15 protein-coding genes and 1 pseudogene are annotated in these 17,990 nt (G+C 66.7%); 12 read left to right on the forward strand and 4 right to left on the reverse strand.

What is annotated here, in order from left to right:
- Nucleotides 1-12: 12 nt before the first annotated feature.
- Complete coding sequence (locus AC3G88_RS00060; protein ID WP_488773588.1) at nucleotides 13-681, forward strand: TetR/AcrR family transcriptional regulator; 669 nt, start codon at nucleotides 13-15, stop codon at nucleotides 679-681.
- A 195-nt stretch (nucleotides 682-876) separates the two neighbouring features.
- The gene (locus tag AC3G88_RS00065) at nucleotides 877-2,559 is read left to right on the forward strand and encodes a long-chain fatty acid--CoA ligase (RefSeq protein ID WP_153947177.1); all 1,683 of its coding nucleotides are present in this window, start codon (nucleotides 877-879) and stop codon (nucleotides 2,557-2,559) included.
- A gap of 19 nt (nucleotides 2,560-2,578) precedes the next feature.
- Here the strand turns inward: AC3G88_RS00065 and AC3G88_RS00070 are convergent, their stop codons facing one another.
- From AC3G88_RS00070 to AC3G88_RS00085, 4 genes and pseudogenes are all read right to left on the reverse strand, one after another.
- Nucleotides 2,579-3,052: a hypothetical protein gene (locus AC3G88_RS00070; RefSeq protein WP_488892912.1), complete on the reverse strand. Its 474-nt coding sequence runs from the start codon at nucleotides 3,050-3,052 to the stop codon at nucleotides 2,579-2,581.
- Nucleotides 3,049-3,558, reverse strand: a complete 510-nt coding sequence (locus AC3G88_RS00075; RefSeq protein ID WP_488773585.1) for a MarR family winged helix-turn-helix transcriptional regulator — start codon at nucleotides 3,556-3,558, stop codon at nucleotides 3,049-3,051. Before AC3G88_RS00075 ends, AC3G88_RS00070 begins: the two co-directional genes overlap by 4 nt.
- 90 nt (nucleotides 3,559-3,648) lie before the next feature.
- Nucleotides 3,649-4,649, reverse strand: a pseudogene (locus AC3G88_RS00080) (Bug family tripartite tricarboxylate transporter substrate binding protein).
- Nucleotides 4,650-4,845: 196 nt separating this feature from the next.
- Nucleotides 4,846-6,030 (reverse strand): porin, encoded by a 1,185-nt coding sequence (locus tag AC3G88_RS00085; protein WP_488773584.1) that lies wholly within the window; start codon nucleotides 6,028-6,030, stop codon nucleotides 4,846-4,848.
- A 340-nt stretch (nucleotides 6,031-6,370) separates the two neighbouring features.
- Here AC3G88_RS00085 and coq7 point away from each other — a divergent pair, with 340 nt between their 5' ends.
- The 10 genes from coq7 (at nucleotide 6,371) to ftsW (ending at nucleotide 17,971) form a co-directional block, all read left to right on the forward strand.
- Nucleotides 6,371-6,994 (forward strand): 2-polyprenyl-3-methyl-6-methoxy-1,4-benzoquinone monooxygenase, encoded by a 624-nt coding sequence (coq7, locus tag AC3G88_RS00090; protein ID WP_488773583.1) that lies wholly within the window; start codon nucleotides 6,371-6,373, stop codon nucleotides 6,992-6,994.
- 516 nt (nucleotides 6,995-7,510) lie between these two features.
- A complete protein-coding gene (mraZ, locus tag AC3G88_RS00095) occupies nucleotides 7,511-7,939 on the forward strand; it encodes a division/cell wall cluster transcriptional repressor MraZ (protein ID WP_488893146.1) in 429 nt (142 codons plus the stop codon).
- 7 nt (nucleotides 7,940-7,946) lie between these two features.
- Nucleotides 7,947-8,924, forward strand: a complete 978-nt coding sequence (rsmH, locus tag AC3G88_RS00100; protein WP_488773582.1) for a 16S rRNA (cytosine(1402)-N(4))-methyltransferase RsmH — start codon at nucleotides 7,947-7,949, stop codon at nucleotides 8,922-8,924.
- On the forward strand, nucleotides 8,921-9,238 hold the full coding sequence (ftsL, locus tag AC3G88_RS00105) for a cell division protein FtsL (protein ID WP_092601229.1): 318 nt from the start codon (nucleotides 8,921-8,923) through the stop codon (nucleotides 9,236-9,238). Before rsmH ends, ftsL begins: the two co-directional genes overlap by 4 nt.
- Nucleotides 9,235-11,052 carry a peptidoglycan D,D-transpeptidase FtsI family protein gene (locus AC3G88_RS00110; RefSeq protein ID WP_488773581.1) on the forward strand — a complete coding sequence of 606 codons (1,818 nt, stop codon included), beginning with the start codon at nucleotides 9,235-9,237 and terminating at the stop codon, nucleotides 11,050-11,052. The genes ftsL and AC3G88_RS00110 overlap by 4 nt, the downstream gene beginning before the upstream one ends.
- Nucleotides 11,049-12,596: a UDP-N-acetylmuramoyl-L-alanyl-D-glutamate--2,6-diaminopimelate ligase gene (locus AC3G88_RS00115; protein WP_488892913.1), complete on the forward strand. Its 1,548-nt coding sequence runs from the start codon at nucleotides 11,049-11,051 to the stop codon at nucleotides 12,594-12,596. The genes AC3G88_RS00110 and AC3G88_RS00115 overlap by 4 nt, the downstream gene beginning before the upstream one ends.
- On the forward strand, nucleotides 12,593-13,993 hold the full coding sequence (locus tag AC3G88_RS00120; RefSeq protein ID WP_488892914.1) for a UDP-N-acetylmuramoyl-tripeptide--D-alanyl-D-alanine ligase: 1,401 nt from the start codon (nucleotides 12,593-12,595) through the stop codon (nucleotides 13,991-13,993). The genes AC3G88_RS00115 and AC3G88_RS00120 overlap by 4 nt, the downstream gene beginning before the upstream one ends.
- A gap of 12 nt (nucleotides 13,994-14,005) precedes the next feature.
- Entirely contained in the window at nucleotides 14,006-15,175 is a 1,170-nt protein-coding gene (gene mraY, locus AC3G88_RS00125) for a phospho-N-acetylmuramoyl-pentapeptide-transferase (RefSeq protein WP_066732432.1), read from the forward strand.
- A gap of 46 nt (nucleotides 15,176-15,221) precedes the next feature.
- Entirely contained in the window at nucleotides 15,222-16,733 is a 1,512-nt protein-coding gene (gene murD / locus AC3G88_RS00130; RefSeq protein WP_488892915.1) for a UDP-N-acetylmuramoyl-L-alanine--D-glutamate ligase, read from the forward strand.
- The gene (gene ftsW, locus AC3G88_RS00135; protein ID WP_092601237.1) at nucleotides 16,730-17,971 is read left to right on the forward strand and encodes a putative lipid II flippase FtsW; all 1,242 of its coding nucleotides are present in this window, start codon (nucleotides 16,730-16,732) and stop codon (nucleotides 17,969-17,971) included. Before murD ends, ftsW begins: the two co-directional genes overlap by 4 nt.
- The last annotated feature ends 19 nt before the right edge of the window (nucleotides 17,972-17,990 follow it).

Raw genomic sequence — 17,990 nt, forward strand, 5'->3', positions numbered from 1 at the left:
AAAATGGCGGCCATGTCTCATGCCCCCAAGAAACCCGGCAATCTGCCGCGCGCCACCGCCGCCGCCACACTGAGCGACGACGGCCCCGCCCGCTCGCACGTGGCCGAGCGCCAGGAAATGCGCCGCCGCCAGATCCTGGATACGGCCGCGCAGCTTTTCTACACGAAAGGCTATCCGGGCATGACGATGAACGACCTGTGCCGGGCCCTGGGCGTGACCAAGCCGGCGGTCTACTACTATTTCGCCGACAAGTACGAAATCTTCGACATCCTGTGCCGCGAATCGGCGCAGACCTGCCTGCCAGTGATTCGGGAAACGGCCAACCCGGCGCTGCCGGTGCGCGAACGCCTGCATGCCTGCCTGCTGGAAATGGCGCGCCGCTGCGTCAGGTGCCATGTGGCGGCGGCGCTGAGTTTCCGTGACAACCAGTACCTGAAGAGCGATACGGTCGCGTGGCTCAACAGCATGGCGCGCGAGTTCTACCGCGACCTGTACGTGCTGCTGGAGGAAGGGCGCGCCGCAGGCGTGTTCGCATTCGGCGATGCGCGGGTGACGGCCCATTCCATGGGGGGTGTGATCGGCTTCATGTACACCTGGCATGAACCGGGACGCATGGACCCCGAGGCGCTGGCGCATGAGCTGGCGCAGAACATGATGAAGCTGGTGCTGCCGCCGGCTTGATCGGCGGCAGGGATTGCGGCTTTCTCCGCCGTTTTCATCAGGGTATTCCCTCGATCTCACCGATGGGTGGCGGATAATTCACCATTTCGACGGTCCAATTCGTGGAGGACTTCGTCTAACGGGTTGTCTTCACATGGGGCACGCGTTTAGCATTCCCCAAAAATCGAACGACCATTCAGAAATTCAGGAGACGGTATGGAAAAGCTGTGGCTGAAACACTATCCGGCAGGCGTACCGGCAGAGATCGACGCCAGCCAGTTCCGTTCGCTGGCCCAGTTGCTCGAGCATTCGTTCCGTACCTACGCCGACCGCCGCGCGTTCATCTGCATGGACCGCGCCATCACCTATGGCGAACTGGACCAGTTGTCGCGCCAGTTCGCGGCCTGGCTGCAGTCGCGCGGCCTGCGCCCGGGCGCCCGCGTGGCCATCATGATGCCGAACGTGCTGCAGTATCCGGTGGTGCTGGCCGCCGTGCTGCGTGCCGGCTACGTGGTGGTCAACGTGAATCCGCTGTACACGCCGCGCGAACTGGAGCACCAGCTCAAGGACAGCGGCGCAGAAGCGATCGTCATCCTTGAGAATTTCGCCGCCACGCTGCAGGCCGTGCTGCCGGCCACGCCGGTCAAGCACGTGGTGGTGGCCAGCATGGGCGACATGCTCGGCGGCCTGAAGGGCGCCATCGTCAATTTCGTGGTGCGCAACGTCAAGAAGATGGTGCCGGCCTGGGAACTGCCCAACTGCGTGCGCTTCAACGACGTGCTGGCCGAAGGGCGCAAGATGGAACTGAAGCCCGTCAGCACGGGCCCGGACGACATCGCGTTCCTGCAGTACACGGGCGGCACCACGGGGGTGTCGAAGGGCGCCACGCTGCTGCACCGGAATATCGTGGCCAACGTGCTGCAGTCCGAGGCGTGGATGCAGCCGGCGCTGGCCAAGGGCGCCCATATCGACCAGGTGGTGACGATCACCGCGCTGCCGCTGTACCACATCTTCGCGCTGACGGTCTGCTGCCTGCTGGGCATGCGCAGCGGCGGCCTGAGCATCCTGATTCCGAATCCGCGCGACATCCCGGGCTTTATCAAGGAACTGCAGAAGTACAAGTTCCATATGTTCCCGGCCGTGAACACGCTGTACAACGCGCTGCTGAACCATCCCGACTTTGCCAAGGTGGACTGCTCGGGCCTGCGCGTGGCCAACGGCGGCGGCATGGCCGTGCAGGAAGCGGTGGCCAAGAACTGGCTGGCCAAGACGGGCTGCCCGATCATCGAGGGCTACGGTCTGTCGGAAACCTCGCCGTCGGCCACCTGCAATCCGACCGATTCCGACGCGTTCTCGGGCACCATCGGCCTGCCGCTGCCTTCCACGGAAGTGTCGATCCGCGACGACGACGGCAACGAACTGCCGCTGGGCCAGCCGGGCGAAATCTGCCTGCGCGGCCCGCAGGTGATGGCCGGCTACTGGAACCGCCCCGACGAGACCGCCAAGGTCATGACCCCGGATGGCTTCTTCAAGACCGGCGACATCGGCGTGATGGACGAGCGCGGCTACACGAAGATCGTCGATCGCAAGAAGGACATGATCCTGGTGTCGGGCTTCAACGTGTATCCGAACGAGGTGGAAGGCGTGGTTGCCGAATGCCCGGGCGTGCTCGAAGTGGCGGCGGTTGGCGTGCCCGACCAGCACTCGGGCGAGGTGGTGAAGCTGTTCGTGGTCAAGAAGGACCCGGCGCTGTCGGAAGCCGACGTGATCGCTTTCTGCAAGGACCGCCTGACCGGCTACAAGCGGCCGAAGTACGTCGAATTCCGCACCGAGCTGCCGAAAACGAACGTCGGCAAGATCCTGCGGCGCGAACTGCGCGACAGCCGCAAGGCCGCCTGAACGGGCAGGGCGGCCGTCGTCAGCATTCGTTCGACGGCGCCATCTGGGGCTGGGTCGATCCATCGGGATAGATCAACCGCACGCATGTGCCGGGTTCAAGCCCCGGCGCGGCCGGCCCGTTCACCTGGGCCACCATGCCGTCGGTGGTCCGGACCTTGTACTGGTACAGATCCATCAGCATGGGCGGCGGCGGCGGATTCAGCAGCCGCGTCAGATCGACCGAGAAACCCACCCCCACACCACCGCCTCCGCCTCCGCCACCAGCGGCCACACCGCCAACCCCCATCCCGTAGCCGCCGTAGCCGCCGCCTTGCGGCACCTCCACGCGCGACAGGAAGGTCTTTTCGGTCACACGGCCGAGCTTGATCGTGGCATTGACCGGCGTGACCTGCGGGCCGGACGGTGCGCTGCTGCAGCCCGCGGCCAGCGCGGCCAGCGCGGCCGCGCACAGCGTGGGCATCCAGCGAAATACGGAAATGGCGGTTCGGGTCATGGCGTGCTCGTCAGGCTGGACTTGAGGCGGCCCAGCAGTCGGAAGAGGGCGCGCCGATCGGTTTCGGCAAGGCCCGAGAACAATTGTTCCACCCAGGTCTCGTGCGCGCGTGCCATGCGCGAGAACGCCTCGCGCCCGGCCGGCGTCAAGCGGATCAGATAGGCCCGGCGGTCCGTGGGCAGCGCCTCGCGCGTGACCAGGCCTTCCTGCTGCAGCTGGTCGGTGATGCCCGTGACATTGCCGCCAGTCACCATCATGCGGCGCGATAGCTCGCCCATCTTGAGCCCTTCGGGATGGCGGTCGAGTTGCGACATCAGGTCGAAGCGCGGCAGCGTGACCGCAAAGTCCTGGCGCAGGCGCGAGCGGATGTCGCCCTCGATCAGCGTGGTACAGGTCAGCAGGCGCAGCCAGAGCCGCAGCGCCTCGTGGTCCGATTCGCCGGCGCTGGTTTCCAGATCGACCGGGGTGTCATCGGCGGCGCTGCTGGCGACGGAAGGATTAGGCATCGGGATTCGGGCAGCATGAACATTTGATGCCTCAAGTATATGCGCTGCCCGGCGTTCCCCGTATCGCCGCCATGCCGGTGGCTGGAGACGTCAATCCACCTTGGCGCCCGAATCCTTGACGACCTTGGCCCACTTGGTGGTCTCGGAGCGGATCAGCGCGGCGAACTGCTCGGGCGTGTTGCCCACCGGATCGGCGCCCTGGGCCACCAGCCGTTCACGCACGGCCGGCATGTTCAGACTCCTGGCCACTTCCTGCTGGATGCGATGGATGATCTCCGGCGGCGTCCCGGCCGGCGCCAGCAGGCCAAACCACGAGCTGGCCTCGAAGCCCGGCAGGTTGGCCGCCTGCGCCACGGTGGGCACGCCGGGCAGGGCCGGCGACGGCTTGGCACTGGTCACGGCCAGCGCCTTGAGCTTGCCCGACTTGATCAGCTGCATCGACGACGGCAGGTTGTCGAACATCACCTGCATGGTGCCGCCGGACAGGTCGGTCAGGGCCGGGCCGCTGCCGCGGTACGGAAAATGGACCATGAAGGTCTTGGTCTGCGTCTTGAACAGCTCGCCGGCCAGGTGGATCGACGTGCCATTGCCGCTCGACGCCATGTTGAGCTTGCCCGGATTGGCGCGCGCGTAGGCGATCAGGTCGTTGACGCTTTGGATCTTGTTCTGCTGGGCGAAGGCGGGATTGACCACCAGCACGTTGGGCACCGCGGCCACCAGCGTGATCGGCGCGAAGTCCTTGATCGGGTCGAACGGCAGCTTGCCGTAGAGCGACTGATTGATGCCGTGCGTGCCGACCGTACCCATCAGCAGCGTGTAGCCGTCGGGGGCCGACTTGGCCACGATGTCCGAGCCGATATTGCCGCCCGCGCCGGGTTTGTTGTCGACCACCACGTTCCAGCCCGGCAGCTTCGACAGCTCTGCCGACACCGCGCGCGCCATGATGTCCGTGGTGCCGCCGGCCGGGAAGGGCACGACCAGCCGGATCGGCCGGGTCGGGTAGGTTCGTTGGCGAGCGCCGGGGCCGCGGCCAGCGGGCCCAGGGCAACCGACAGGAGCAGGGCGAGGGTGCGCCGGCGAGGTGGATGCATGGCAATGTCTCCAGGTGAGGCGGCCGGGTGTTCCGGTCTGCAGGCCATTCTAGTCGGGTCTGCGCCACTTCGCGGATGAGGTGAAACCCGTTGAGACATTTGTGCCGGCGGAAGGGAAAAGGCGCCCGCCAGACGCAAAAAAGGCGCCCGAAGGCGCCTTGAAGAAAGGAACAATGCCGAACCGCCGTGAAGCGGATCAGAACTTGTGGCGGATACCCAGGGCCACGCCAACCTGGCTGGTCTTGCCCTGCTGCAACGGGTAGCCGTTGGCAAAGCTGACGGCCGAGGTGTCGAAGTTCAGGCCCGAGTTCTTCACGTAGCCGGCCGTCAGGTAGACGTCGGTGCGCTTCGAGAAGTTGTAGTCGGCCACGAAGCTGATCTGCCACGGGTTCTTCGGGTTGTCCGCCACGAACGCCGACGATGCGCGCATCGTCTTCACGTCGTCGTAGAAATACGCCAGCGTCAGGCCCAGCGGGGCCGATACCTGGTAGTTCACACCGAACCAGTAGTAATTGTCGCGCAGCAGTTCGGCGCCCGTGTTGTCGGTCGTGCGGCCGTAGCGGTAGCCCGCCATCAGCTTGGCCGGTCCGACCGTGTAGCTGCCGGCGGCACCCACCTTGCGCGAACGGCCCGGCTGGCCGATCGTGATCGTCGGACGCCATTCGTCGTACGCCAGCGTCAGGCCCAGCGGGCCGCTCATGTACAGCACGCCGGCGCCGCCGCCCGCGTTGTTGTTGAAGTTGCCCGGGGTTTCGCCCGCGCCCGCGGCGGCCAGCGGTACCGGACCGATCGCGGCCACGCCCGTGCCAAAGCTCCAGTGCGCCTCGGCGGTGACCGGGCCGAACACGGCCGTGTACTTGACGGTGTTGTCCGAACGGAAGTTGGTGCCCAGCTGGGCCACCACCGGTTCGTAAATCGTCGCGTAGCCGGTCGGCGAGAAGTTCGCGAACATGTCGAACATGGTCGTGTACTGACGACCCATGGTCAGACGGCCGTAGCTGTCGCTCTGCAGACCCAGGAATGCCTGACGACCGAACAGGCGGCCGCCTTGCTGCGACCTGCCGTCGTCGAGGCCGAAGCCGCTTTCCAGCACGAACAGTGCCTTCAGGCCGCCGCCCAGGTCTTCAGTGCCACGCAGACCCCAGCGCGAGCCGGACAGGCCGCCGCCGGTCTGCAGGCCGACACGGCTGCCGCCACCGGGCAGCGAAGGCGGGCGGCCATTCGGCCCCCACGTTGCGGGATTGGTGTTGAAGCCGGGTGCCAGGTTGTTGTTGTATTCGATAGGCAGGTCGACAACGCCGTACAGGGTCACGCTGGTTTGCGCATTTGCAGCCGTGGCAAAAGCGCTCATCGCGGCAAGCGCGAGTAGCGATTTTTTCATGCTGGGTGATCTCCACTTAAGAATTATTAGTTGAAGCTATGCGGAAGGACCTCCTGTCAGCCCTCTTCATCCTTCCGTGCTTGACTTCCATGGAAGCTGCCGATCACTCTAGCAAAATCACTATTTTTTTGACCCTGTGGTAAACGTCTTGTCTGGTTTTCACAACTCAGGGTTATCCGGGACCCAGGCTTAGCGAAACCGCGCGGGGACATGTCGATGCGCAAACCTGCACAAAATCCCGCGGGTACAATGCGGGAAATCCCGGTGCGCCATCGAGGAAAAGCTCTACCCATCAGTGGGGCACGCGCGTATGGCGGCCGCAGACCTTCCATTGACACCCATGGACACGTTGATCCACGAATTCGATGTCGCGCTGCGCGCGATTGCCGGTGCGACCCGCGCGGGCCGCGACAATCCCGCAGACCGCCTGACGCCCGATACGGAACAGATGAGTGCAGAAGAGCGCCGCCACGTGGCCGGCCTCATGCGCATCAACCATGTGGGCGAAGTCTGTGCGCAGGCCCTGTACCAGGCGCAGAAGCTCACGGCCCGCAGCGCGCCGGTGCGCGCGCAGATGGATGCCGCCGCGCGCGAAGAGGAAGATCACCTGGCATGGTGCGCCGAGCGCCTGCGCGAACTCGGTTCGCGGCCGAGCCTGCTCAATCCGCTCTGGTATGCCGGCGCGTTTGCCATCGGCGTCGTCGCGGGCCGGGCGGGCGACCGCGTCAGCCTGGGCTTCGTGGCCGAGACCGAACGCCAGGTCGAGCATCACCTGACCGGGCATCTGGACCGCCTGCCGGCCGCTGACGGCCGCTCGCGAGCCATCCTGGAACAGATGCGCGACGACGAGATCCGCCATGGCGATGCCGCCCGCGACGCCGGCGGCGTGCCGCTGCCCGGCCCGGTGCGTGCCCTGATGCGCGCGGCCTCGAAGATCATGACCACCACGGCCTATCGCATCTAGCCGCGACAACCGGGGCGTATGGCAGATGGCGACGGGCGTGTACGCATCGTTGCCATTTTCATTTTCAGCGGGCATCTGAACGCTGCCTCGCACGGCTGTGGAAAACTGCCGTGAGCCCTTGGTCGGGCGGGGCTGGCGGCAAAACGTTGTATCCTTCCCGACGGCGCGCAACCGGATGCGATTCTTGCCGGCAGCAGTCCTCCCTCAGATAGTTCTCAGGTGGTTTCTCTGCTTTCTTCCCCAAGTGCTTCATTTCATTAAGGATTCACTGTTGCGGTGCGTGAAGTTGGCGCGCTAAGTCTTTGTTCTGATTAAAAAAACCCTGTTTTTTGCCCCATAGCGAGCCTTGACCGGCCAAAACGCTTCCTCTAAAGTGGGAAATAGTGTGAGGAAGTGTATTTTTGTGTGAAATACCGCCTTGTCTCTGCGATGATTCGCATCGGACCGGGCGGTTGCGGACAAGGACGAATCGACCTGCCAAAGGCTGAAATAGCCGGCGGTTACCGGGGGAAGAGCTTGTTTCAGGGAGCATCGGCGCTGTCGCTCGATGCCAAGGGCCGGATGTCCATTCCGGCCAGGCACCGCGAGGCGCTGCAAACGCAGGCCGAGGGCCGGGTGACGCTGACCAAGCACCCGGATGGCTGCCTGTTGCTCTTTCCCAGGCCCGAGTGGGAGGTTTTCCGCGGCCGCATCGCGGCACTGCCCATGGATGCCCACTGGTGGAAGCGGATCTTCCTTGGTAACGCCGCCGACGTGGAAATGGACGGCGCGGGCCGCGTGCTGATTGCACCGGAACTGCGCGCTGCCGCCATGCTCGACAAGGAAGTGATGCTGCTCGGCATGGGCAGCCATTTCGAAGTCTGGGATGCCGCCACCTACGCCGCCAAGGAACAGGCGGCGATGGCGCAAGGCATGCCGGACGCATTGAAGAATTTCTCTTTCTGAAGAGGTCATGACCCCTACCGAAACGCCGGGGACCACCGCCCTGCGCCATCGCACCGTGTTGCTGGACGAGGCCGTCGACGCGCTCGTCTGGCGGCCCGACGGCGCCTACGTGGACGGCACCTTCGGAAGAGGCGGTCACAGCCGTGCCGTGCTGGCGCGGCTGGGGCCGGCCGGCAGCCTCGTCGCATTCGACAAGGATCCGGCAGCAATCGCAGAAGCGGGCACCATCGAGGATGCCCGCTTCTCCATTGAGCACGCGAGCTTTGCGGAGATGGGCGACCGGCTGGCCGGGCGCCCGCCCGTGGCTGGCGTGCTGCTCGACCTGGGCATCAGCTCGCCCCAGATCGACGAGGCGGCGAGGGGATTTTCCTTTCGTTTCGAGGGCCCGCTGGACATGCGCATGGACACCACGCGCGGCGTCACTGCAGCCGAATGGCTTGCACAGGCGGACGAGCAGGACATTGCCAGGGTGATACGAGACTATGGGGAAGAACGGTTTGCTGTACAGATTGCAAAGGCGATTGTTGCTCGCCGGAGCGAACCCGGCGATGGCGGACCTGTCGCCACTACTTCAGAGCTTGCCGCGCTCGTGGCGAAAACCGTCAAGACACGCGAGAAGGGTCAGGACCCTGCGACCCGCACCTTTCAAGCTCTACGGATTCACGTCAATCAAGAGCTTGCGGACCTCGAAAGAGGCCTGAAGGCTGCGTACGAGCTGCTGCAGGTCGGAGGCCGCCTCGTGGTGATCAGCTTTCACTCGCTCGAGGACCGCATCGTCAAGCGGTTCATGCAGGCGCACGCCCATCCGGACCGCGACGCGGACCCGGCGCTGCGCCGCGCGCCGCTGCGTGCCGCGGACCTGCCCCAGCCGACCATGAAGCTGCTGGGCCGCTTCAAGCCCGGCGCCCAGGAAGTGGCCGATAACCCGCGCGCGCGCTCGGCCGTGATGCGCGTGGCCGAAAAGCTCGGAGGCCAGCCGGCATGAACCGCCTGACCTTCTTCCTGCTTGCCGCGCTGATGCTGTGCGCGCTGTCGCTGGTGAGCGCCCAGCACCAGGCCCGCACGCTGTTCGTGGCGCTGGAGCGCGCGCAGACCGAGGAAAAGCAGCTCGACATCGACTGGTCGCGCCTGCAGTACCAGCAGAGTTCGCTCAGCAAGAGCGCGCGCATTGCCGATTCGGCGCGTGCGCAGTTGAAGATGGCGCCGGCCATGGCCGGCCGTACCCAATACCTGCAGGGCGTGGTGCTGCCTGACACCCCGCCCGATGCCCAGCAACCCGCCGGGGGACCCGCCAAATGAGCCTGGCCCGCCCGAGCCTGAACCGCGCCCGCGCCGGCAACAAGCCGCGTGGGGAGGCCGCGCGCCCGCGCACCGGCCAGTTCTCGGCCAGCCCGGTGCTGGGCCTGCGCCTGCCGATGTGGCGCTCGAAGTTCGTGGTGTTCCTGATGTTCGCCGCGTTCGTGGCACTGGCCGCGCGGGCGATGTGGATCCAGGGCCCTGGCAACCAGTTCTACGAGATGGAGGGCAAGAAGCGTTTCCAGCGCACGCTGGAACTGCCCGCCACGCGCGGCAAGATCCTGGACCGCAACGGCCTGGTGCTGGCCACCAGCCTGCCGGTCAAGGCGATCTGGGCCGTGCCCGAAGACGTGCCCGATCTCGATCCCCAGCGCATGCGCCAGCTGGCCAGGCTGCTGGACATGTCCGAGAAGGACCTGCGCGCCAAGTTCAATGAAGACAAGAGCTTTGTCTACCTGAAGCGCCAGGTGCTGCCCGACGCCGCCGACAAGATCGCGGCGCTCAAGATTGAGGGCGTGCACCAGACCCGCGAGTACAAGCGTTTCTACCCGGAAGGCGAGGCGATGGCGCACATCGTCGGCTTTACCAACGTCGAGGACAAGGGCCAGGAAGGCGTGGAACTGGCGCGCGAAAGCGTGCTGGCCGGCAGCCCCGGTGCGCGCCAGGTGATCAAGGACCGCCTGGGCCGCGTGGTGGAAGACGTCGGCATCCTGAAGACGCCGCGCGACGGCCAGGACATGCAGTTGTCGATCGACGCCAAGATCCAGTACCTGGCCTACAACGAGGTCAAGGCCGTGGTGGAGCGCAACAAGGCCAAGGCCGCCAGCGCCGTGGTGCTGGACGCCCAGACCGGCGAGGTGCTGGCGCTGGCCAACTGGCCCACCTACAACCCGAACGACCGCAGCCGCCTGTCGGGCGAACAGCTGCGCAACCGCGTGCTGACCGACACCTTCGAGCCCGGTTCGATGATGAAGCCGATCACCATCGGCCTGGCGCTGCAGCTGGGCCGCGTGACGCCGGCCACGACGGTGGTCACCACCGGCAAGTTCAACTTCGAAGGCGCCACGATCTCGGATACCCACAACTACGGCACGCTCACGGTGGGCGGCGTGATCCAGAAGTCGAGCAACATCGGCACGACCAAGATCGCGATGATGATGAAGCCGCAGGAGATGTGGGACATGTTCACCAGCGTGGGCCTGGGCCAGGCGCCGAAGATCGGCTTCCCGGGCGCGGTGGCTGGCCGCGTGCGGCCCTGGAAGAGCTGGCGCCCGATCGAGCAGGCCACCATGTCCTACGGCTACGGCCTGTCGGTGTCGCTGTTCCAGGTGGCGCATGCCTATACGATCTTCGCCCACGACGGCGAGCTGATTCCGGTGTCGATGTTCAAGACCAACGGCCCGGTCAGCGGCGAACGCATCCTGACGCCCCAGATCGCGCGTGAAGTGCGCGGCATGCTGGAAACCGTGACCGCTCCGGGCGGCACCGCACCGGAGGCCCAGGTGATGGGCTACCGCGTGGGCGGCAAGACCGGTACCGCATACAAGCACGTTGGCCGTGGCTATGACCGCAGCAAGTACCGCGCGTCGTTCATCGGCCTGGCGCCGATGTCGAACCCGCGCGTGATCGTGGCGGTCAGCGTCGACGAGCCGACCGCCGGCAGCCACTACGGCGGTGCCGTGGCCGGCCCGGTCTTCTCGGCCATTACGGGCGGCGCGCTGCGCTCGCTGAACGTCCAGCCCGATTCGCCGATCCGCCAGCTGATGGTCACCGACAAGGTCCAGGAAAGCGAACCACCGTGGAGCGCCACGCCATGACGGCCAAGCCGCTGCTCCCGCTCGAGGTGTCCACTCAGGCCAGCAACACGCTGGCCTGGCTGCATTCGCACGCGCCGGCCGGTGCCCGGCTGACCGGCGACACGCGCCGCCTGCAGCCGGGCGACGTGTTCTTTGCCTACGTGCTGGGTAACGAACGCCTGGCGACCGACGGCCGTCCGCATATCGACAAGGCCATCGCCGCGGGCGCCTCGGCCGTGATCTACGAGGCCGATGGCTTCGACTGGCCGCACGGCGACGCCGTGCCGCACCTGGCCGTGTCGCAGCTGCACTGGCTGGCCGGCCCGATCGCGGCCGGCTGGTACGGCATCGGCGCCCGCAACCTGGCCGTGACCGGCATCACGGGGACCAACGGCAAGACATCGTGCGCGCAGTGGCTGGCGCGCCTGCTGCAGGGCACCGGCACGCCGTGCGCGACGATCGGCACGCTGGGCACAGGCTTCCCCGATGCACTGCGCATCACCGGTTTCACCACGCCCGATGCCGTGCAGCTGCAGGCCAGCCTGGCCGAGCTGAACGATGCGGGCGCGCGCGCCATCGCCATGGAAGTGTCGTCGCACGGCCTGGAGCAGGGCCGCGTGGCTGGCACCGGGTTTGGCGTGGCGGTGCTGACCAACCTGACGCAGGATCACCTCGACTACCACGGCACGATGGCCGAGTACGAGGCCGCCAAGGCGCTGCTGTTCCAGTGGGATGGCCTGCGCGCGGCCGTGATCAATCGCGACGACGCCATGGGCGGCCGCCTGCTGGCCGGCAATGCCGCCGCCGTCAGCGCGCCGCAGGTGATCGAATATGGCATCGACGGCAAGGCCGGTGCCTCGGCGGCACGCGGCCAATGGCTGCGCGCCACCGATGTGCGCGCCACGGCCTCGGGCACGGCGTTCCATGTCGATGGCAGCTTCGGCAGCGCCGACGTGACCACGCCGATGATCGGCGCCTTCAACGTCAGCAATCTGCTGGCGGTGCTGGGTGCCGCGCTGGCGCAGGGCGTGGCCTGGGATGCGGCGATTGCCGCCCTTCGCCAGCTGACGCCGGTCGATGGCCGCATGGAACTGTTCGGCGGCCATGAGGCGCCGCTGGCCGTGGTGGACTACGCCCACACGCCCGACGCGCTGGTGCAGACGCTGACCGCGCTGCGCCCGGTGGCCGACGCCCGCCAGGGCCGGCTCTGGTGCGTATTCGGCTGCGGCGGCGACCGCGACGCCACCAAGCGCCCGCTGATGGGCGGCGTGGCCGAACGCCTGGCCGACGACGTGGTGCTGACCAGCGACAACCCGCGCAGCGAAGATCCGCTCGATATCCTCGAACAGATCGCCGACGGCATGCAGGACCGCAGCCGCGTACGGCTGATCGAAGACCGCGCCGCGGCCATTCTTTACGCAATCAAGCACGCCGCCCCGGCCGATGTGGTGCTCGTGGCCGGCAAGGGCCATGAAGCCACGCAGGAGATCCAGGGCCGCAAGCGGCCGTTCTCGGACCGCGAACATGTGCGCCTGACCCTGGGCACGCGGGGGGTGTCGGCATGAACGGACACCAGATGACGAATTTGCAGCAAGCCGCCGGCTGGATGGCCGGCGCGCGTATTTCCGGCGATGCCACCCGCACGTTTTCGCGCGTGCACACCGACAGCCGTACCGTACAGCCGGGCGATCTGTTCGTGGCGCTCAAGGGCGACCGCTTCGACGCCCATGACTTCCTGGCCGATGTGGTGGCGCGCGGCGCCGCCGCCGTGCTGGTGAGCCGCGACATCGACCTCGACGTGCCGGCGCTGATCGTGCCGGACACGCGCATCGGCCTGGGCGAACTCGGTGCCGGCTGGCGCCGCCAGTTCACGCCGCCGACGGTGGCCGTCACCGGCAGCAACGGCAAGACCACGGTCAAGGAAATGATCGCGGCGATCTTTGCCGCGGCCGTGGGCGAGGACGACCGGCTGGCCACGGGCGGCAACCTGAACAACGATATCGGCCTGCCGCTGACGGTGCTGCGCCTGCGCGCGCACCACAAGCTGGCGGTGCTGGAACTGGGCATGAACCATCCGGGCGAGACGGTCTACCTGGCTGCCATCGCCCAGCCGACCGTGGCCGTGATCACCAACGCGCAGCGTGAGCACCAGGAATTCATGGTCAGCGTGGAAGCGGTGGCCCACGAGCACGCCAGCGCCATCGCCGCACTGCTGGCCGATGGCGTGGCGGTGTTTCCGGTGGATGCCGAAAGCGGCGGCGCGCATGCCGCGATCTGGCGCCAGGCGGCGGGCGCCCGCCGCGTGCTGGCGTTCGGCACCGACGCTTCGGCCGATGTGCGCGCGACCGTGACGCTGGACGACGGCGCGCAGGTGCTGCACGTGACGGCGCCAAACCAGAGCTTCGATCTGCGGCTGCAGCTGCTGGGCGCGCACAACGTGCGCAACGCGCTGGCCGCCACGGCCTGCGCGCTGGCGGCCGGGGTGGCGGTGGATGCGATCCAGCGCGGCATCGCAGGCTTCTCGGCCGTGAAGGGCCGCCTGCAGGTCAAGCACACGCCGGCTGGCACGGTGGTCATCGACGATACCTACAACGCGAATCCCGATTCCGTGCGCGCCGCCATCGACGTGCTGGCCGGGTTTGCCGCCCCCCGCGTGCTGGTACTGGGCGACATGGGCGAAGTGGGCGACCAGGGCCCGGCGTTCCATGCCGAGATTGGCGCCTACGCACGGGACCGCGGCATCGAGACGCTGTGGGCGCTGGGCGATCTGGCCACGCATGCCGTGCAGGCATACGGCCCGGGCGCGCGCCATTTTGCCCATGCGGAAGCCCTGGCGCAGGCGCTGAAGGAAGACAAGGAGGGCGTGGTGGCTGGTGCAGCCGCTGTGCTCGTGAAGGGATCGCGCTTCATGCGCATGGAACGGATGGTCGATGCGCTGGTCGCATCCCCTTCCGCTCACTAAGAAAGACGAACGATGTTATTGGCACTGGCCCAGTGGCTGCAAAACGATTACAGCTTCCTGCGGGTCGTTAACTACCTGACCTTCCGCGCGGTGATGGCCAACCTCACCGCGCTGGTGATCGGCCTCGGTTTCGGGCCGTGGGTCATCCGTCGCCTGACCGAACTGAAGATCGGCCAGGCCGTGCGTACCATCGGCCCGCAGACGCACCTGGTCAAGTCCGGCACGCCCACCATGGGCGGCGTGCTGGTGCTGATCTCGATCTGCGTGTCGACGCTGCTCTGGTGCGACTGGGGCAACCGCTTCATCTGGGTGGTGCTGCTGGTGACGCTGGGCTACGGCGCGGTGGGCTGGGTCGACGACTACCGCAAGGTGGTGTATCGCGACCCGCGCGGCATGTCGAGCCGCGAGAAGTTCTTCTGGCAGACGCTGATTGGCCTGGTGGCTGCCGTGTACCTGGCGTTCTCGGTGACCGAGGCCAGCAACGTGCGGGTCTGGAGCCTGTTCCTGAGCTGGATCGAAGGCGGCATGTTCGCCGATGTGCCGTACAAGACGAACCTGATCGTCCCGTTCTTCAAGGAAATCAGCTACCCGCTGGGCGTGACCGGCTTCATCGTGCTGACGTACCTGGTGATCGTCGGCTCCAGCAACGCGGTGAACCTGACCGACGGGCTGGACGGCCTGGTGATCATGCCCGTGGTGTTGGTCGGCGGCGGCCTGGGCGTGTTCGCCTACGTGATGGGCAACGCGGTCTACAGCAAGTACCTGCTGTTCCCGCATATCCCGGGCGCCGGCGAACTGCTGATCTTCTGCTCGGCGATGGCCGGCGCGGGCCTGGCCTTCCTCTGGTTCAACGCGCACCCGGCGCGGGTGTTCATGGGCGATGTCGGCGCGCTGGCGCTGGGCGGCGCGCTGGGCACCATCGCCGTGATCGTGCGCCAGGAAATCGTGCTGTTCGTGATGGGCGGCATCTTCGTGGTGGAAACGCTGTCGGTGATGCTGCAGGTCACCTGGTTCAAGTTCACGAAGAAACGCTATGGCGAAGGCCGGCGCCTGTTCCGCATGGCGCCGCTGCACCACCACTTCGAACTGAGTGGCTGGAAGGAAACACAGGTCACCGTGCGGTTCTGGATCATCACGATGCTGCTGGTGCTGATTGGCCTGTCGACGCTGAAGCTGCGCTGAGCGTCCCCGAAAACTGAAGCTCTCTATATATAGGCAGGAAATCGAAGTGTTTGGCGTGTTGCAGAAACCTCATGTGCTGGTACTTGGCCTCGGTGAATCGGGGCTGGCCATGGCACGCTGGTGCGGCCTGAACGGCTGCCGCGTGCGCGTGGCCGACACACGCGAGGCGCCCGCCAACCTTGCCTTCCTGCAGGCCGAACTGACCACGGCGCAGTTCGCGGGCGGCCCGTTCGCCGAAAGCCTGCTCGACGATATCGGCCTGGTGGCGATCAGCCCCGGCCTGTCGCCGCTGGAAGCCGGCACGAAGGCGCTGCTCGATGCGGCCCAGGCGCGCGGCATCCCGGTCTGGGGCGAGATCGAACTGTTCGCCCAGGCGCTGGGCTATCTGGAAGCCACGTCGGGCTACGCGCCGCGCGTCCTGGCCATCACCGGCACCAACGGCAAGACCACCACCACGGCGCTGACCGGCCGGCTGATCGAGCGCGCAGGCAAGACCGTTGGCGTGGCCGGCAATATCAGCCCGTCGGCGCTGGACAAGCTGTCGGCCTGCATCGCCAGCGCCACGCTGCCCGATGTCTGGGTGCTGGAGCTGTCGAGCTTCCAGCTGGAATACACCTTCTCGCTGGCGCCCCACGCCGCGACGGTGCTCAACGTCACACAGGATCACCTGGACTGGCACGGCAGCATGCAAGCCTACGCGGCCGCCAAGGCCCGCATCTTCGGCCCGGACGGCAAAGGCTGCGTGCAGGTGCTGAACCGCCAGGACAAGTTGACGCTGGACATGGCCCGTCCGGGCGCGACGCCGGTCACCTTCGGCACCGACCTGCCCGAGACCGCCGGCAGCTACGGCGTACTGCGCGACGGCGGCATGCCGTGGCTGATCGTGGCCGAGCCCGATACGGAAGCCGAACCGGAGCAGAAGCCCCGCCGCCGCAGGAAGGACGAGGCGGTCACGGAAGCCGTGCCGGTGCGCCACAAGCGCCTGATGCCGGCCGATGCGCTGCATATCCGTGGCCTCCACAACGCCACCAACGCCATGGCGGCGCTGGCGCTGTGCCGGGCGATCGACCTGCCGCTGAACGCGCTGCTGCATGGCCTGCGCGAGTATCGCGGCGAGCCGCACCGCGTGGAGTGGGTGGCGACCATCGACGAGGTCGAGTACTTCGACGACAGCAAGGGCACCAATGTGGGGGCCACCGTGGCCGCGCTGAACGGGCTGGACAAGCGCGTGGTGCTGATCGCCGGCGGCGAAGGCAAGGGCCAGGACTTTTCTCCGCTGGCCGCGCCGGTGACGCAATATGCACGCGCCGTGGTGCTGATCGGCAAGGACGCCGGCGCCATCCGCGAGGCACTGGCCGCCACGGGCACGCAGATCATTGACGCCGCCACGCTGGAAGAAGCGGTCGAGAAATCGGCGGGTCTGGCCGAATCGGGCGATGTCGTATTGCTGTCGCCCGCCTGTGCCAGCCTCGACATGTTCCGCAATTACGTGCATCGCGCGCAGGTGTTTCGCGGCGCGGTGGAAGAACTGGCCCTGTCCCGGGGGATCATGCCATGAGCGACTCGCAGGTCAAGCGCAGCGGATTCATCGGCGCCACCATCGGCAACGCCTGGGGTGGCCTGCGCGACGCGGTGTCGGGCGTCAAGCCGACCCGTTCGCGGATGATGGAGTACGACCAGCCGCTGCTGTGGGTGGCTATCGTGCTGCTGACGTTCGGCCTGGTGATGGTCTATTCGGCATCGATCGCGCTGCCCGACTCGCCGCGCTACGCCAACTACCGCGAGGCGCACTTCCTGGTGCGCCATGCGTTCGCGCTGTTCATCGGCCTGTCGGTGGGCCTGGCGGCGTTCCAGGTGCCGGTCAAGGTGTGGGACAAGTACGCGCCCAAGCTGTTCATCATCGCGCTGGTGCTGCTGGTGCTGGTGCTGGTGCCGTTCGTGGGCAAGGGCGTGAACGGCGCGCGGCGCTGGATTCCGCTGGGCGTGATGAACTTCCAGCCATCGGAACTGATGAAGCTGGCCGTGGTGCTGTACGCGGCCAACTACACGGTGCGCAAGCAGGAATGGATGCAGACCGTCAGCAAGGGTTTCCTGCCGATGGGCGTGGCGGTGGTGGTGGTGGGCATGCTGCTGCTGCTGGAACCCGACATGGGCGCGTTCCTGGTGATCGCGGCCGTGGCCATGGGCATCCTGTTCCTGGGCGGCATCAACGGCAAGCTGTTCGCGGGCCTGGTGGGCGTGGCCGTGGGCGCGTTCGCGCTGCTGATCACGGCGTCGCCCTGGCGCCGCGAGCGGATCTTTGCGTACCTGAACCCGTGGGAAGAGAGCAACGCGCTGGGCAAGGCGTATCAGCTGACGCACTCGCTGATCGCCTTCGGCCGTGGCGAATGGACGGGCGTGGGCCTGGGCGGCAGTATCGAGAAGCTGCACTACCTGCCCGAGGCGCATACCGACTTCATCCTGGCGGTGATCGGCGAGGAATTCGGCTTTATCGGCGTGCTGGTGATGATCGTGCTGTTCTACTGGCTGGTGCGCCGCTGCTTCAACATCGGCCGCACCGCGCTGCAGCTCGACCGCACGTTTGCCGGGCTGGTGGCCAAGGGCATCGGCGTGTGGGTCGGCTGGCAGACCTTCATCAACATGGGCGTGAACCTGGGCCTGCTGCCCACCAAGGGACTGACGCTGCCGCTGGTGAGCTACGGCGGCTCGGGCATCCTGATGAACTGCGTGGCGCTGGCGATCGTCCTGCGGATCGACTACGAAAATCGAGTGTTGATGCGCGGAGGGAAGGTATGACCGGAGTGCGTCAACGCTC

It is taken from the genome of Cupriavidus sp. 86D6 (assembly GCF_057815095.1).